This is a genomic window from Bradyrhizobium sp. UFLA05-108 (assembly GCF_059803455.1).
Genome location: NZ_JBANAZ010000119.1, coordinates 1 through 14,005, shown reverse-complemented (window position 1 = coordinate 14,005; position 14,005 = coordinate 1). Strand labels below are relative to the sequence as shown.

Genomic DNA, 14,005 nt, shown 5'->3' with positions numbered 1-14,005 from the left:
AAGTATTCCAGAGGCGGTAGTGATTCTATCGAGAGGTCGCGGCGTACTGGATTCCCCGCCTTCGCGGGGAATGACAGTGGAAGTTGAGGCAAGTGGAGTGCCTCAAATCTCTCTCCTCTCACGTCAGCACCTTCACCCCGCCGAACGACGTCACGCGACCCTGGCGCAGCATGACGATCTGGGTGGCGAGCTGGCGCAGCTCGGCGGCGTCGTGGCTGACATAGACCATGGGGACGTTGGCCTCGTCGCGCAGCCGCACCAGATAGGGCAGAATCTCGAGCTTACGGCTCTCGTCGAGCGCGCCCAAGGGTTCGTCGAGCAGCAGCAGTCGCGGCTTCGACAATAGCGCGCGTCCGAGCGCGACGCGCTGGCGCTCGCCGCCGGAGAGCTTTCCGGGCCGGCGATCGAGCAGGGCGCCGATGTCGAGCAGATCGACGATGCGCTTCTGTTGCGCAGGATCATGCGCCAGCCGGTTCATCCGCCGGCCATAGTCGAGGTTCTGTGCGACGTTCAGATGCGGAAACAGCCGCGCGTCCTGGAAGACATAGCCGATGCGCCGGCGATAGGCCGGCACGTGGATGCTGGCGGCGGTGTCGTCGACGGTCTCGCCGTCGATGACGATCGTGCCGCGATCGGGCCGCAGCAGGCCGGCGATCATGTTGACGAGCGTGGTCTTGCCGGAACCCGATGCGCCGAACAGGCCGGTCACGCGGCCTTCGCTGGCGAAGGAGGCTTGAAGCGAGAACTCGCCGAGCAGCTTTTCGACGTCGACGCGCAGCATGGTCAGTTCCCGTGCAGCCGTGCGGTCGCGCGCCGCGCGAACCATTCGGCCGCGATTAGCGCACCGAGCGCGAGCACGATCGAGATGATCACCAGCCGTCCCGCTGCAGCGTCGCCGTCCGGCGTCTGGATCAGCGAATAGATGGCTGAGGAGATCGTCTGGGTCTCGCCGGGAATGTTGGAGACGAAAGTGATGGTCGCGCCGAACTCGCCGATAGCCTTGGCAAAGCCGAGCACCATGCCGGCAAGGACACCAGGCAAAGCAAGAGGCAGCGTGACCGTCAAAAACACCTTGAGGGGTGCAGCACCCAGTGTCTCCGCGGCCTGCTCGAGCCTGCGGTCGATCGCCTCGATCGAGAGCCGGATCGGTCGCACCAGCAGCGGAAACGACATGATACCGCAGGCGAGCGCGGCGCCGGTCCAGCGAAACGCGAAGACGATGCCGAGATAATCCGCCAAAAAGCCGCCGACGAGACCGCGCCGGCCAAACGTCAGCAACAGCAGATAGCCGGTGACGACCGGTGGCAGCACCAGCGGCAGATGCACCAGCGCGTCGAGCAGCGATTTGCCCCAGAAATCACGCCGCGCGAGCAGCCAAGCCAGCGCGATGCCGAACGGCGTCGCCACCAACGTCGCGATGACCGCGACCCGCAAGGAAAGCAGGATCGCGGTCCATTCGGCCGATGTGATCGCGGACATCAAGTCGCAAGCATCAAGTTTGCAAGCATTAGGTTGTGGGGCTGATCAGGAACTTGAAGCCATACTTTTCGAGGATCGTCTTGGCCGTCGTCGAGCGCAGGAAGGCGAGATAGTCGCTAGTTTCGCCCTTCGCGGTCGTGGTCGCGGCGACCGGATAGATGATCGCGGGATGCGATTCGGCCGGGAAGGTGCCGACGATCTTGACGCCCGGTTCGACCTTGGCGTCGGTCGAATAGACAATGCCGAGCGCGGCTTCGCCGCGCGCAACAAGCGTCAACGCGGCACGCACGCTCTCGGCCATGGCGAATTTCGGCTCGGCGGCCTGCCATGCACCGAGCTTCTCCAGCGCGGCCTTGGCGTATTTGCCGACCGGCACGGACTTCACGTCGCCGGTCGCGATCTTGCCGTCGCCGGCGAGCTTGGCGAGGTCAAAGCCCTGGGCGATCGTGACGTTGTCGATTTTCGAATCCTTGGGCGCGATCAGAACGATGCTGTTGCCGAGCAGGTTGACGCGGGTCGGCTCGTTGATGGTCTTCTTGGAAATCGCGTAGTCCATCCAGTCGGTATCGGCGGAGACGAACACGTCGGCCGGCGCGCCCTGCTCGATCTGTTTTGCCAATACCGAGCTCGCGGCATAGCTGACCGAAAACTTGACGCCGGTCTTGGCGGTGTAGGCCGCGTCGATCTCGTCGAGCGCGTTCTTCATCGAGGCGGCGGCGAAGACGGTGATCGTCTTGTCCTCGGCGGCCGCTGGCGAGAGGGCCGCACCAAGGAAGATCACGAAGGCGGTGAAAAGTCCGGCAAATCGAAACATGAATAGCGCTCCGTGCTAGGTCGCGCGCAAAAACGCACGCGCAGATCTGGCGTGAGATGGGTTGGGCGCGACCGACGGAAGCGCTGTTCCGCTAGTCCCCGCAACGGCTTACGGCCGGCAGGGATATCGCACTGCAAACATAGCAGGCTGGGGCCTACGGTAAAGGCGACCGTTTGTCTAACGATGATGCCTATTCCGCGGGCAGGATCGCGATCGAGACCGAATTCTCTTTCGCACCGCTGACCTGGAGCACAAAAGGCTTGGCCGAAAGCTCGTATTTCATGGTCTTGCGAATGCCGTCACAGTCGGTCGCGCCGCTGAAGGCGACGGGCTTGAGGAAATGCCCGTCCTGGACCACGTCGACCCAGGCCCCTGCCGACAGGCTGATGGTGTAGACGCCGGCTTTGGGTGCCGCCTTGAAGCTGGCAAAGCCGGCAAAAGTGCCGTCCTTCGGAGCGCGCTCCGGCGGAGAGGGCAGTTTGGCGTCGGCAGGCGCGACCAGCGTCAGTGCGATGGCCGATGCCGGCACGGCCGCCTGCTCGCTGCCCGAGGAGAGCTTCGCGCGGTCCGGTGCGGTGAGCGCGGCACGTTCCCGCTCGATCGGCCATTTGAACTTGTCGCAGCCGCTCGGCTCTTCGGCCGCAAGGGCGGAGGTCGTGCTGACGAAGAGCACGGCAAGGAGGGTGAGGGCGCGCATGTCAAATCTCATCGTTGGCGGCGCGGTGGTGCCGCCCGCGTGTAGTCAGGTTTGCTGTCGAAGAACGGGACGCGCATCCCGAGATGTCGCGTGCTTACGGCACAGCGGCGGGCCGATCCTAGCGCATTCGTGTGGTACGAGCCAACCATCCGTGTCGTCCTGGACAAGCGAGCGGAGCGAGCGCAGATCCAGGACCCTGGCTTTCGTCAGGACGACGATTGAGTGTGAGGCGGCAGCGTGCAAGCCGATGCTACGGCTTCGCGTCCGGTGCGCGCAGCACGGCTTTGCAGGCTGCGGGCATTTGCGCGAGCGTCATCGGCGGTTTCGGCTTGGGTGGCTCCGGCGGTGGCTTCGGATGCAGCACGCCATCGCTGAACCAGTAGGCGAGATCGGACGACTTGCAGCCTTCGTCCTCGGATTGCGACGGCTGGCCCTGGCATTCGCTGGCGCCGGGCGGGCAGCGCATGCGGATGTGGAAGTGATAGTCGTGCCCCCACCAGGGGCGGATCTTCGACAACCACGAGCGATCGCCCTTGGCCTCGCGGCAGAGCGCCTTCTTGATCGCGGGGTTGACGAAGATGCGCTGCACCGCCGGCTCCTGCGCCGCGTCGCGCAGCACCAGCACGTGGCCGGGCGTGAACACTTTTGGATCGATGTCGAGCCGGTCCTCGCGCACCATCATCACCGCGGACATCTCCTCGCGCTCCTCGCGCGAGAGGCGATGGTCCGGCATCGGCGTCAGCCAGATGTCGGCATCGAGCCCGATCTGGTGGCTGGCATGGCCCGACAGCGCTGGTCCCCCGCGCGGCTGGCCGATATCGCCGACCAGAATGCCCGGCCAGCCGGCATCCTTGTGCGCCTTGGCCGCGAGGCGCTTGATTAGCGCGATCATGTCGGGGTGGCCAAAATTGCGATTGCGCGACAGCCGCATCACCTGCCAGTTGTCGCCGTTGAGCGGCATCTGCGCCGCGCCGCCGATGCAGCCCTTGACGTAGGAGCCGATGACATGCGCCGGCCCCGACGAAGGCAGCAGCTTTCGCGCGAACAGCTCCTTCGCGCCGATCTTGGGATCGTTGGGATTGGCGAGCGGCGGCAGCGGTTTTGGGTTAACGCTGCCCTTGTCCTGGGCCAGCGCGCCGCCGGCATTCAGGAGAACAAGCAAAAGCAGGAGGGAGGCGAAGCGGCAGGGACTCATGCTGACATCCCTTATAACCCAACGCCGCCTCAGGGTTAAGAACCAGGCTTTCGAGCGGGCACGAACTCACAGTGTCTTTACAGAGGTGCGCGAGAGACCGCGCGACGGTCTGCAAGACGTCAGATTACTTCACCCAGGATGAGAACGATGCTGACGACAGGAATGGGAATCTCAATGGACACGCGCCGCTGTTACGGCGATGGCCGTTGTTTGTCGTAGGTCCCGCCGCAAAGGTTCACGGTCGAAGGTCCGCTTGCGGTGGTGAAAGCTGCTGCGAGTGGCTTCCACAACGAACTTGATCGGGACATGCGCGACTAATCGCATGACCGGATCAAGGGAGCCAGAAAATGAAGGGCAGTGCATCTTGGATCAAGCCATCTTGGATCGGCCTGCTCGTTGCCTGCAATATCGGCGTCTGCGATGAGGCGTCCGCCGCGCAGCCGGCAGCCCCGCCCGCGGGCTACAGGATCGAAGAAAAATACACCAAGGCATCGCCGGATGGCGCGACAACGATCGAGCAATACCTGAACAAGGATACGGACGACTGGAAATGGCAGTTCTGGGCGCGCCGGCAGGGCGCATTCACACTTCTTGATGCGGAGCCGGCCGGCTATCCGGCGGATTTTCTCTTCACCAACGATGTGAATTGGATCGTTCGCTTACAAAAGACCGGCTCGGGTGAGTCGATGCTCTATCTGTACCGCCTTGCTCCGGATGGTTACGTTTCCGCGGGCAAGAAGCCGCTCGGCGATCAGGCGTGGGACTATCTGAAGACGCGTCCCGACTGGCGAAAGATCAAGAAGGCGCCGGAATATCATATGTCGGCGAATCTGGTGAGGGGGCTTGAAGAGAACTATCGCTGGCTCGGCGCCGATTGGCCGGCGAACCGCTATATCCTGATCAGTCTGTCGGGGGATGCCGACGTCAAGGGCCGCAAGCCCACGCAGACCGGCGTGGTGAACAGCTGGAGCTGCAGATATGATCTCGAGACCGGCAAGTTCGACGTGCCGGCAGTTTTGTCCGACCACAATTCGAAAGCCGTCGTGCCGAAGTCGCCGGGTGCTGATTAGATTCTTTCCGGGAAAACTCAGCCCCACGGGACGGTGTCCTTTCTTAACGCCGCAATAACCCTATGCTGGATTGATCAATATTCGTGCGATGACGCCCGGAATTGCGGTGCCCTGTATACAAACGGACACATATTCGGAATCAATTCATAGGAAGCGCGCGTTTTTGCGCCAACCCTCCTTCCCATAGCGACCACCACATTCGTCTATCGCGCCGGTCAACGCGCGGTCGCCTTGCAAATGGACAAGAAGTGCAATCGGCGCGATTGCGTCGGCGACGCGCCCGGCGGGTCGCCGCACCCAGGATTACCGTTTTTTCAGACACTTGTCCGACAACTCGCGACTGCCAAGCGCGAGTGGGACGGGCGAAGTTGAGTTTGGGTTCTCGAAAAGCAGGAAAGCGAAAGCGGACGGCGCTCACCAGGGTGGCCGCACGGTCGCGCAAGCCGGCGTCGAAGCGCGCGAGGCCGCATGATCTTCCGGTCGAGACCGATGCGCTCGTGCAGAGCCGTGCGGAAGCGGAAGCTGCGATCGCGGACGCGCGCAAATCGCACGAGCGGCTGCGCCAGGCCATCGACCTGCTGCCGCAAGGTATCGTGTTTCTCGACGCCGAGGGCCGCTACGTCCTCTGGAACAAGAAATACGCCGAGATCTACAACAAGACCGCCGATCTGTTCGCGGAAGGCGCGCGGCTGGAGGATACGCTGCGCATCGGCGTTGCGCGCGGCGACTATCCGGAAGCGATCGGCCATGAGGACGAGTGGATCGCCGAGCGGCTGCAAAAGCTCTATCAACCCGGCGCGCGTCACGAGCAGAAGCTGGCCGACGGCCGCGTCATCATGATCGAGGAGCGCCTGACCGATGACGGCGGCGTCGTTGGTCTGCGCGTCGACATCACCGAACTGAAGCAGCGCGAGGCCTCGTTCCGCCTGCTGTTCGACGGCAATCCCGTGCCCATGATCGTCTGCGCGCTGGACGATGAGCGCATCCTCGGCGTCAACGACGCCGCGGTCGCGCATTACGGCCACAGCCGTGCCGAGTTCGAGAAGCTGACGATTCGCTCGCTCCAGGCCTTCGACAGCGAGCTGCCCTGGACAAGCGGCCGGAGCAGCGAGGAACAGGCCGCGCGCACCTGGAAGCACGTGAAGGCCGACGGCGCGCTGATCGATCTTGCAATCTACTCGCGCCAATTGACCTACGCCGATCGGCCGGCGGTGCTGCTGGCGCTGATGGACATCACCGAACGCAAGCGCGCCGAGGCGCGGCTTGCGTTCATGGCCCAGCATGACGGTCTGACCGGGCTGCCGAACCGCAATCTGCTGCGCCAGCAGATCGACGAGATGCTGCTGCACACGCGCCGCAACACTGAGAAGGTCGCGGTGCTGATGCTGGGGCTCGACAATTTCAAGGCGGTCAACGACACGCTCGGCCACGCGATCGGCGACAAGCTGCTGCGCGGCGTCGCCAAGCGCCTGCGCTCCACCTTGCGCGATGAAGACGCGCTGGCGCGGCTCAATTCGGATGAATTCGTCATCGTCCAGAGCGGCCTCACCCGGCCGGAAGATGCGGTGGGGCTGGCAAAACGCCTGCTGGAGGCCATCGCCGATCCCTATCTGCTCGACGGCCATTCCGTGGTGATCGGCGCCTCCATCGGTATCGCCATGGCGCCCGGCGACGGCGATGATTCCGAGAAGCTTCTCAAGAGCGCCGACATGGCGCTGTCGCGCGCCAAGCTGGATGCGCGCGGCACGTTCGCGTTTTTCGAGGCGGCGCTGCATGCGAAGGCGCAGAGCCGCCGCAAGATCGAGGTGGAGCTGCGCGACGCGATCCAGAACGACGTGCTGCGGCCGTTCTATCAACCGCTGATCGACCTTTCGAGCGGCCGCATCACCGGCTTCGAGGCGCTGGTGCGCTGGCCACATGCCGAGCGCGGCATGGTGTCGCCGGCCGAATTCATTCCGGTCGCCGAGGACACTGGGTTGATCAATCTGCTCGGCGGATTGATGCTGCGCCGGGCCTGCGCGGATGCCGCGACCTGGCCCGACGACGTCCGCGTTGCCGTCAACCTGTCGCCGCTGCAATTCCGCAGCGGCAATCTGCTCTCGATGGTCACCGAGGCGCTGAAGCACTCTGGCTTGCCGCCGCTTCGGCTCGAGCTCGAGATCACCGAGACGCTGCTGCTCGAAAAGAGCGCCCAGGTGCTGGCGACGCTGCATGCCTTGCGCGCGCTGGGCGTGCGGATCTCCATGGACGATTTCGGCACCGGTTATTCGAGTCTCAGCTACTTGCGCAGCTTCCCCTTCGACAAGATCAAGATCGACCAGTCCTTCGTGCGCGATCTCAGCGCCAACCGCGAGTCGCAGGCGATCATCCGCTCGATCGTCAGCCTCGGCAAAGGCCTAGGGGTCACCATCACCGCCGAGGGTGTCGAGACCGAGGTCGAGCTGAGCTGCCTGCGCGCCGAGGGCTGCCATGAGGGGCAGGGTTTCCTGTTCTCCAAGGCCCGCCCCAATGCCGAGATCGTCAGCCTGCTCGCGGCGCAGCGCGGGGTGGACGCGACGGGCGACGAGCACGCTGCGCTGGTGGCCTGATTGAACCTCTGCTTGAGTCTCGGCGTCTGATCATTGAATCGGAATGTCGGGATCGGTCCCCCATGAGCCTCACTACCCCAGTCACGTCTGACGCCCCGCGCTATGCCCGGTGCGCGCGGCGGCTGAAAGCCATCCTGCTCGACTGGATGCTGGCGATGGCCCTGCTGTTCGGCGCGGTGGCGCTGGCGAGCAATTTGCAAAGCGACTTGATTGCCCGCGTCCTTGGCATGGCGGTCGTGCTGATCCTGGTGTTCTATGAACCGGTGCTGGTATCGCGCGCCGGCGGCACGCTCGGGCACTACTGGACCAACCTGCGTGTCGTCGATGATGGCGGCGGCAATCTGACCTTCAGGAAGGCATTCGCGCGCTTCGCCATCAAGAGCCTGCTGAGCTGGTATTCCTTCCTGACCATGATGGCGACGCGCCGCAACCAGGCGGTGCACGATCTCCTGACGCATTCCACCGTCCAGATCCGCGATCTCGCCAAGGCGACGTCATCGCAATTCATCACCGAGCGCCGCGAGCTCGATGACGCCGCGATGCCGTCACGGCTGCGCCGCGCGCTGGTGACGATGGCCTATCTCGTGCTCGGCGGTGTCCTTTATGTGATGGCGCTTGGCGCCCTGCTGCAACAGGGCATGCTTTCGAGCGCCTGCCTTGACCGCGACGTCTGCTCGGGCGGCGACCGCATCGTCAGCTTTGCTGCCGCCACGGTGCTGCTCCTGGCGCTCGCCCTGGTCATCGGCATGGGCTGGCGCGGCCGCCTGCCCGGTGCGCGCAGGGCGTAGCCGAAGGATCGGGTCGCAGGCTCAGCCCGCCGACAGGATCGCCCTTCCGACATCCTCATAATGCGTGTCGCGCGCCTGGATCTGCTGGGCGATCGCGTGGATGTCGCGAAAGCGCCGTTCGAACGGATTGTTGCGGAACACGGCGGTCGCGCCCGCCATGCGATAGGCGATATCGACCACCTTCGCTGATTGTTGGATAGTCCAGGTTGATGCCAGCCGCACGGCTGAGCGATGCGGCTCCTTGAACTCGCCGCTAGCGGTCAGCTCGCGCCACATCGCGCCCGCCGTCGCATAGAGATAGGCGCGCGCCGCGCGCAGATCGCCTTCGGTGCGGCCGATCAGGCCTTGAACGGCTGCATTGTCGCGCATCGCTTTCGCTGCGAGCGACTGGTGTTTGCCGCGCGCCAGCGCGATGGCCGCATCCAGCGTCGCCCGCGCGACGCCGAGCGACACCGCGGCAAAGCCGAGGCTGAAGGTCGAGCCGGTGCCAAGCCTGTAGAGCGGACCGGTTTCGCGTAAAGCAGACGGCACGTCGCGGAATGCCGTGAAACGCTCAGGAATGAAGAGATCGTTGACCTCATAGGAATCGGTGCCGGTGCCGGCGAGCCCGATCGCGTGCCAGACATCATGCAGCGTTGCGCTCGTGACCGGAAACAGGATGGTGCGCACTTCCGGCGAGCCATCGGCATTTGTGCGTGGCGCTCCGTCGGCACCGATGATGCGGACATGCGCGCCCAGCCAGCCTGCCTGCCGCGAGCCCGAGGCAAAATCCCAGCGCGCACTGACGCGGTAGCCGCCATCGGCCGCGCGCGCCGCATGCGCAACCGCACCCCAGGCGAGGATGCCGGGCGGTGTGTTGAAGATCTCGTCCGCCGCGTGGTGATCGAGCGACGCCGCGATCATCGCGCAGACGCCGCACTGCCCGAGGCACCAGGCGGTGGAGGCATCCGCCTTCGCGATCTCCTCCAGCATCTGCATGAAAACTTCAGGCGCAGCCTCGGCGCCGCCAAGGCTCTGCGGCAGCAGCGCGCGATAAAGCCCGTTCTCGATGAGAGCTGCGACGACGGGCTGCGTCAGCCTCCGCTCGCGCTCGATTGCATCCGCCTCGCGCCCGATCAGCGGCGCAAGCGCCCGCGCCCGCTCGACCAGGCCAAATCCAGGTAGTTGGGTCATCCGCGTTTCCTCGCCCATTCTTGTCGTGAGCTGTGAGGACGAGGATGGTGGTCCATCCAGCGGGAAGGATCAAGGTGAGAAGCTCCTCATTCCGGGGCAACGCATCGGTGCCGAGCCGGGCATCTCGCTTACGGGACAGAAACGGACATCACCCGGCCGACGGCCCCGCAGACGTTTCGCAACGCGCAAATTCATGCTGTAGTCACGTTCCCGGTGAGCAATGGTCGGCGCAGTTCGGAGAGGGCGATGCGACGACGCAATTTCCAAAGGAGTCGTCGATCGCCGTCGTCCGCTAAATCAACGAAGGAGGCGACAATGAAAAAACTCACGCTGATTGGTCTTGGTATTTCGGCGTCGATCGTCGTTTTCACGGTTGGCGCCGCGATTTCCGCGCAGGACAAGTACACGGTGCAGGTACCAAACGGGCTCGCGTTTTCCGAGTTTAGAGGATACGAAGACTGGCCGGTGATCGCGATCAGCGAGAACGGAGGCGCGATCGCCGTGATCGTGGGGAATCCGGCAATGATCGGTGCTTACAAGGAAGGCGTGCCCGGCAATGGCAAGGCTTTCCCGGACGGCGCCAAGATGGCGAAGATTCACTGGAACCCGAAAAAACAAGAGGCTTACCCAGGTCAGCCAACGGTGCCGGGCACCCAGCACGACGTTGATTTCATGGTGAAGGACAGCAAGAGGTTCGCGGACAGCGGCGGATGGGGATGGGGCGCGTTCGACTATGACGCGGCGTCCGATACGTTTAGCCCCTCCACAGAGGCGAGCACTCCGCCCCAGGAACATGACGCGAAGTGCGGGTTCGCGTGCCATACGGTTGTGCAGAACCGCGACTATGTCTTCACGGAGTACGGAAAGAGGTGAGTGTTGGGATTGCCTCGGCCAAGAAGTTGATTGGTCCGAACCGGTGCTCGTTCTGGATTGAGGTCGAAGCCTCAGGCAGGGCTGCTTATGGGATGCGGCCCGGTCATTGGCCCCGACGTCTCACTTGCGCTAGAACTCTCACGGCTGGATGATCCTGTCGCGCATCGCAATCATCACAGCCTGCGTGCGGGTTACCGCGCCCAACTTTTTGCAGCAGTTCTTGATGTGCTCCTTCACCGTCCGCTCGGTTATATTCATCGCCTCTGCGATCTGATCGCTCGTCCGGCCGATGGCCGCCAGCGTCAGCACCTCGCGCTCTCGCTCCGATAGGATGATCTGCGGCACATCGGGCGTGCCGCGCAGCCTGAGCACCTGATCGAACGCGTACAACGCCATGAAATGCAGCGCAGGCAGTTCATCCTCTGGCAGCTTGACCTCGTGGCCGCCGAACCATACCTGGCCCAACCGGCCGGCAGGTGAGGCAACCGGGACCACGTATCCATCCTGTAGGCCCCAGTCCCACGCCCGCTGCACCATCTCGACCGTCTTCAATTCAAGCCGCGCGTCATAGGGGGCCTCCTTGACCCATCGATAGGGTCGAGTCGCCGTCCTGGAATATCGGACGGCGGGATCAGCATGAACGTAATCGTTTTCGATATAGTGCTTCACCCAACCGTCCGGGAACTCGTCACCAAGGATGATATCTTCGGTGCGCTCGTTTGCTCTGAGGGTGACGAAGCTGAAGCAGAAATACTCGATGCCGTGCTGCCTGAGCGCTTCGCGCAATGCGTCCATGATGCCTGCAGTCTCGGGAAGCTGCTGCAGTTTCTCGACGAACTCAAATGCGCGATAGCGAATGTTCTCCACTGGCCCTCTCGTACTAAGCGGCAGTCTTGCTTCCCTCCGTGCCCTTGTAACATAGCGGCGGCGTTCCCCCTCAACGGAGGTGTGCCAACGCCTTCCCTGGAGCAAGCGATGTAGTCTGACAGCCGCGCTGTCCCAACGCGGCCTCACTTCTTCACTCAGGGCTTAGAAGGGAGAAGCCTCGCTCAATGGAATGGTTCCGCTGATCGGCCCGGAGCCGACCAGTCAGGCGTCTCCCGGGCGCAGGCCGTTGCTGCCCCCTTGCGGAAGTCGACTGCCTCTGTAGTCTCGACGACATGATGACGGGAGACGTATCGGCTCTGGCCTCCAGGCTGTCGGTGTTTCCGCGCCTGGGGCTCGCGAGCCTGCCCACACCTCTCGAGCCAATGAGGCGACTGACTGCGCATTTGGGCGGGCCACGCCTATGGGTGAAGCGTGAGGACGCGACCGGTCTCGGCTTTGGCGGCAACAAGCTGCGCAAGCTGGATTACGTGCTTCACGACGCCGTCGCATCCAAGGCTGACGTGCTGGTCTCTGGCGGCGTCGTCCAGTCCAACAGCCAACGCCAGGTCGCTGCCGCGGCAGCCAAGCTCGGGCTGGAGTGTCATCTCGCTGTCTACCACGGTCGCGTGGCTCCGCCGACCCCTGAGTACGAAACTTCGGGAAATGCGCTGCTCAATCGGCTATTCGGCGCGCATCTCCACGACGTGCCGTGGACGGGAAATCGCAACGCTGCGATTGAGGAGCTGGGAAGCCGGCTCAGGGCCGAAGGTCGTCGGGCTTATTTCGTGCCATACGGCGTTTCCAATCCACTCGGCGCGATTGCCTACGCATCGACAATCGTGGAGATCGCGGAGCAGTCGCGGGGGCTCAGCATTCGCCCCGCCGCGATCGTGCATTGCACCGGCAGCGCGGGAACACAGGCCGGTCTTGTTGTCGGGGCATCGGTTGCGATGCCCAAGACGCGGATCATCGGCATCGACATCGATGCCGAACCGGAGCGCGTGCGTTCCGACGTTATCGCCTACGCAAGAGCCGCAGCCGATTTGATCCGCGCCGATTTCGACGAGAACGATGTCGAGGTCGTCGCCGGGCACGCTGGTCCGGCTTATGGCGTGCCGCATGCGGCGACCATCGAGGCCATCAAGCTTGCAGGAGCGCTCGAAGCCTTGACCCTAGATCCAGTCTACTCCGGGAAAGGATTGGCCGGCCTGATCGCGCTCGTTCGGGCGAAGCGATGGCAACCCGACACGGATGTTGTTTTCGTTCATACTGGCGGAGTTCCGGCTCTGTTCGCCTACCAGAGTGTGCTCGGCATTTGATCGGTCCATTCGCTAGCCCGCTCATCGCCTCGAGCGGCGGCCGGATACGCCGCCGCTCTTGCCGCTGCTCTTGGAGAACACCTCACAAAGAGAACACCTCACAAATCGCGTCGATTTACGCGGCGCGTTCCTTGTCTGACTGTTCCTTTACCTCGGTCGCGGCTTCTTCCAAATCCTTTTGGTAATTGCCCGCGAACCTCTCGATGCTATCGGCCCACATCCTCAGCATTGAGACCTGGAAGTGCATGACTGGCTTCAACGCATTCATGCCGATTGCTGTGACTGCGGTGATGCGGCTCTGTGGGTCACGCGCGAAACGGTTTGGGTTAGCGGTCTGATCTGCCATGCTGTTCGCTCCTTCGCTCTGGTGTTATGGGCTGAAGCCAAGTGTCGGTTGCGCACTGCGTGCTTCCAGGCGCTCGGCCAACACTCGATCTGCCGCGCGTCTCGCCGCTCCGTCGTCTTGCAGTGCGTCCAGGTTTTTCAAGTAAGCGACTGCCGCTATTTGCAAGAGGTCAAAATCATATTGGCCGGTGTCACGCAGGTTGGTGACGTAGCGATAGAGGGCGGAACGCCTGTTGTCGTTCTCGCTGACACCGCTGTGGAGCAGCAAGTAGTTCCGCCAGGCGAACGCACATGCGCCTTCCGTGGCCTGAGAAGTCATGGGCACCTCCCAAAGGGCAGAGAAAGACTGACGCCCCTTTTCGTTCCGCGGATCTCTCAGATGTAACGTTGTTCCGTAGCTGCGCTGCAAGATGTTTGCACACGGTTGATGTCGATGCTGCCGTCGGAGGCCGTCCATAACGCGGTTGGTCAATGCGATTGGCCGTTCGAGCGACGAGTTTCCCCAAATGATCGTGCGTGTGTTCCCTACAAAAAAGACGCCGCGGAACGTGCGAGATTTTCCGGTTCTGGGCCTTCGCGACATGTTCTCGCGGCCGCGCGATCTTGATCGCCAACGGGGCAAAGCGGACGGGGCCTTCGTCGCATCACGCCAACGGTTTATGGCTACACGGCCTATCACTACTTTGGCAGAATCTGTTTGCGCCAGTGTTTTTCAAGGATTTTTTTTCGGCAGTATGGACACCGTTGAGACGGCGGCCGAAGGATGAGATCGACGATGGCGTGACGTACGGCGGGCA

The 14,005-nt window shown here is 63.2% G+C and carries 15 protein-coding genes; 6 read left to right on the top strand and 9 right to left on the bottom strand.

Features of this window, described 5'->3' with window-relative positions; translation table 11 throughout:
- Positions 1 to 118: 118 nt before the first annotated feature.
- The 5 genes from modC to mepA all read right to left on the bottom strand — a co-directional run bounded on the left by modC (position 119) and on the right by mepA (position 4,185).
- Positions 119 to 781 carry a molybdenum ABC transporter ATP-binding protein gene (gene modC, locus SO140_RS43970; protein ID WP_449384298.1) on the bottom strand — a complete coding sequence of 221 codons (663 nt, stop codon included), beginning with the start codon at positions 779 to 781 and terminating at the stop codon, positions 119 to 121.
- A 2-nt stretch (positions 782 to 783) separates the two neighbouring features.
- Positions 784 to 1,479: a molybdate ABC transporter permease subunit gene (gene modB / locus SO140_RS43965; RefSeq protein ID WP_449384299.1), complete on the bottom strand. Its 696-nt coding sequence runs from the start codon at positions 1,477 to 1,479 to the stop codon at positions 784 to 786.
- 28 nt (positions 1,480 to 1,507) lie between these two features.
- Complete coding sequence (gene modA, locus SO140_RS43960; protein ID WP_449384300.1) at positions 1,508 to 2,293, bottom strand: molybdate ABC transporter substrate-binding protein; 786 nt, start codon at positions 2,291 to 2,293, stop codon at positions 1,508 to 1,510.
- Between the two features lie 190 nt (positions 2,294 to 2,483).
- Positions 2,484 to 2,990 carry a hypothetical protein gene (locus SO140_RS43955; protein ID WP_449384301.1) on the bottom strand — a complete coding sequence of 169 codons (507 nt, stop codon included), beginning with the start codon at positions 2,988 to 2,990 and terminating at the stop codon, positions 2,484 to 2,486.
- A 250-nt stretch (positions 2,991 to 3,240) separates the two neighbouring features.
- Positions 3,241 to 4,185, bottom strand: coding sequence for a penicillin-insensitive murein endopeptidase (gene mepA, locus SO140_RS43950; RefSeq protein WP_449384302.1), 945 nt, complete (start codon positions 4,183 to 4,185; stop codon positions 3,241 to 3,243).
- A gap of 347 nt (positions 4,186 to 4,532) precedes the next feature.
- Here mepA and SO140_RS43945 point away from each other — a divergent pair, with 347 nt between their 5' ends.
- The 3 genes from SO140_RS43945 (at position 4,533) to SO140_RS43935 (ending at position 8,631) form a co-directional block, all read left to right on the top strand.
- On the top strand, positions 4,533 to 5,255 hold the full coding sequence (locus SO140_RS43945) for a hypothetical protein (protein ID WP_498544075.1): 723 nt from the start codon (positions 4,533 to 4,535) through the stop codon (positions 5,253 to 5,255).
- Between the two features lie 422 nt (positions 5,256 to 5,677).
- A complete protein-coding gene (locus tag SO140_RS43940) occupies positions 5,678 to 7,843 on the top strand; it encodes a sensor domain-containing protein (protein WP_449384304.1) in 2,166 nt (721 codons plus the stop codon).
- A gap of 62 nt (positions 7,844 to 7,905) precedes the next feature.
- Positions 7,906 to 8,631 (top strand): RDD family protein, encoded by a 726-nt coding sequence (locus SO140_RS43935; protein WP_449384305.1) that lies wholly within the window; start codon positions 7,906 to 7,908, stop codon positions 8,629 to 8,631.
- A gap of 21 nt (positions 8,632 to 8,652) precedes the next feature.
- On the opposite strand, the gene SO140_RS43930 is transcribed toward SO140_RS43935, so the two are convergent.
- A complete protein-coding gene (locus tag SO140_RS43930) occupies positions 8,653 to 9,804 on the bottom strand; it encodes an acyl-CoA dehydrogenase family protein (RefSeq protein WP_449384306.1) in 1,152 nt (383 codons plus the stop codon).
- A 315-nt stretch (positions 9,805 to 10,119) separates the two neighbouring features.
- On the opposite strand from SO140_RS43930, the gene SO140_RS43925 reads away from it, so the two are divergent.
- Positions 10,120 to 10,677 (top strand): cytochrome P460 family protein, encoded by a 558-nt coding sequence (locus SO140_RS43925; protein ID WP_449384307.1) that lies wholly within the window; start codon positions 10,120 to 10,122, stop codon positions 10,675 to 10,677.
- A gap of 138 nt (positions 10,678 to 10,815) precedes the next feature.
- Here the strand turns inward: SO140_RS43925 and SO140_RS43920 are convergent, their stop codons facing one another.
- On the bottom strand, positions 10,816 to 11,544 hold the full coding sequence (locus SO140_RS43920; protein WP_449384308.1) for a helix-turn-helix transcriptional regulator: 729 nt from the start codon (positions 11,542 to 11,544) through the stop codon (positions 10,816 to 10,818).
- Positions 11,545 to 11,840: 296 nt separating this feature from the next.
- Here SO140_RS43920 and SO140_RS43915 point away from each other — a divergent pair, with 296 nt between their 5' ends.
- A complete protein-coding gene (locus SO140_RS43915; RefSeq protein WP_449384309.1) occupies positions 11,841 to 12,863 on the top strand; it encodes a D-cysteine desulfhydrase family protein in 1,023 nt (340 codons plus the stop codon).
- 115 nt (positions 12,864 to 12,978) lie between these two features.
- Here SO140_RS43915 and SO140_RS43910 read toward each other — a convergent pair whose 3' ends face one another.
- Both SO140_RS43910 and SO140_RS43905 read right to left on the bottom strand, forming a co-directional pair.
- Positions 12,979 to 13,209: a hypothetical protein gene (locus SO140_RS43910; protein WP_449384310.1), complete on the bottom strand. Its 231-nt coding sequence runs from the start codon at positions 13,207 to 13,209 to the stop codon at positions 12,979 to 12,981.
- 24 nt (positions 13,210 to 13,233) lie between these two features.
- Positions 13,234 to 13,527, bottom strand: a complete 294-nt coding sequence (locus SO140_RS43905) for a hypothetical protein (protein WP_449384311.1) — start codon at positions 13,525 to 13,527, stop codon at positions 13,234 to 13,236.
- Between the two features lie 187 nt (positions 13,528 to 13,714).
- Between SO140_RS43905 and SO140_RS43900 the strand changes: the two genes are divergently transcribed.
- Positions 13,715 to 13,975 (top strand): hypothetical protein, encoded by a 261-nt coding sequence (locus SO140_RS43900; RefSeq protein ID WP_449384312.1) that lies wholly within the window; start codon positions 13,715 to 13,717, stop codon positions 13,973 to 13,975.
- Positions 13,976 to 14,005: the final 30 nt, after the last annotated feature.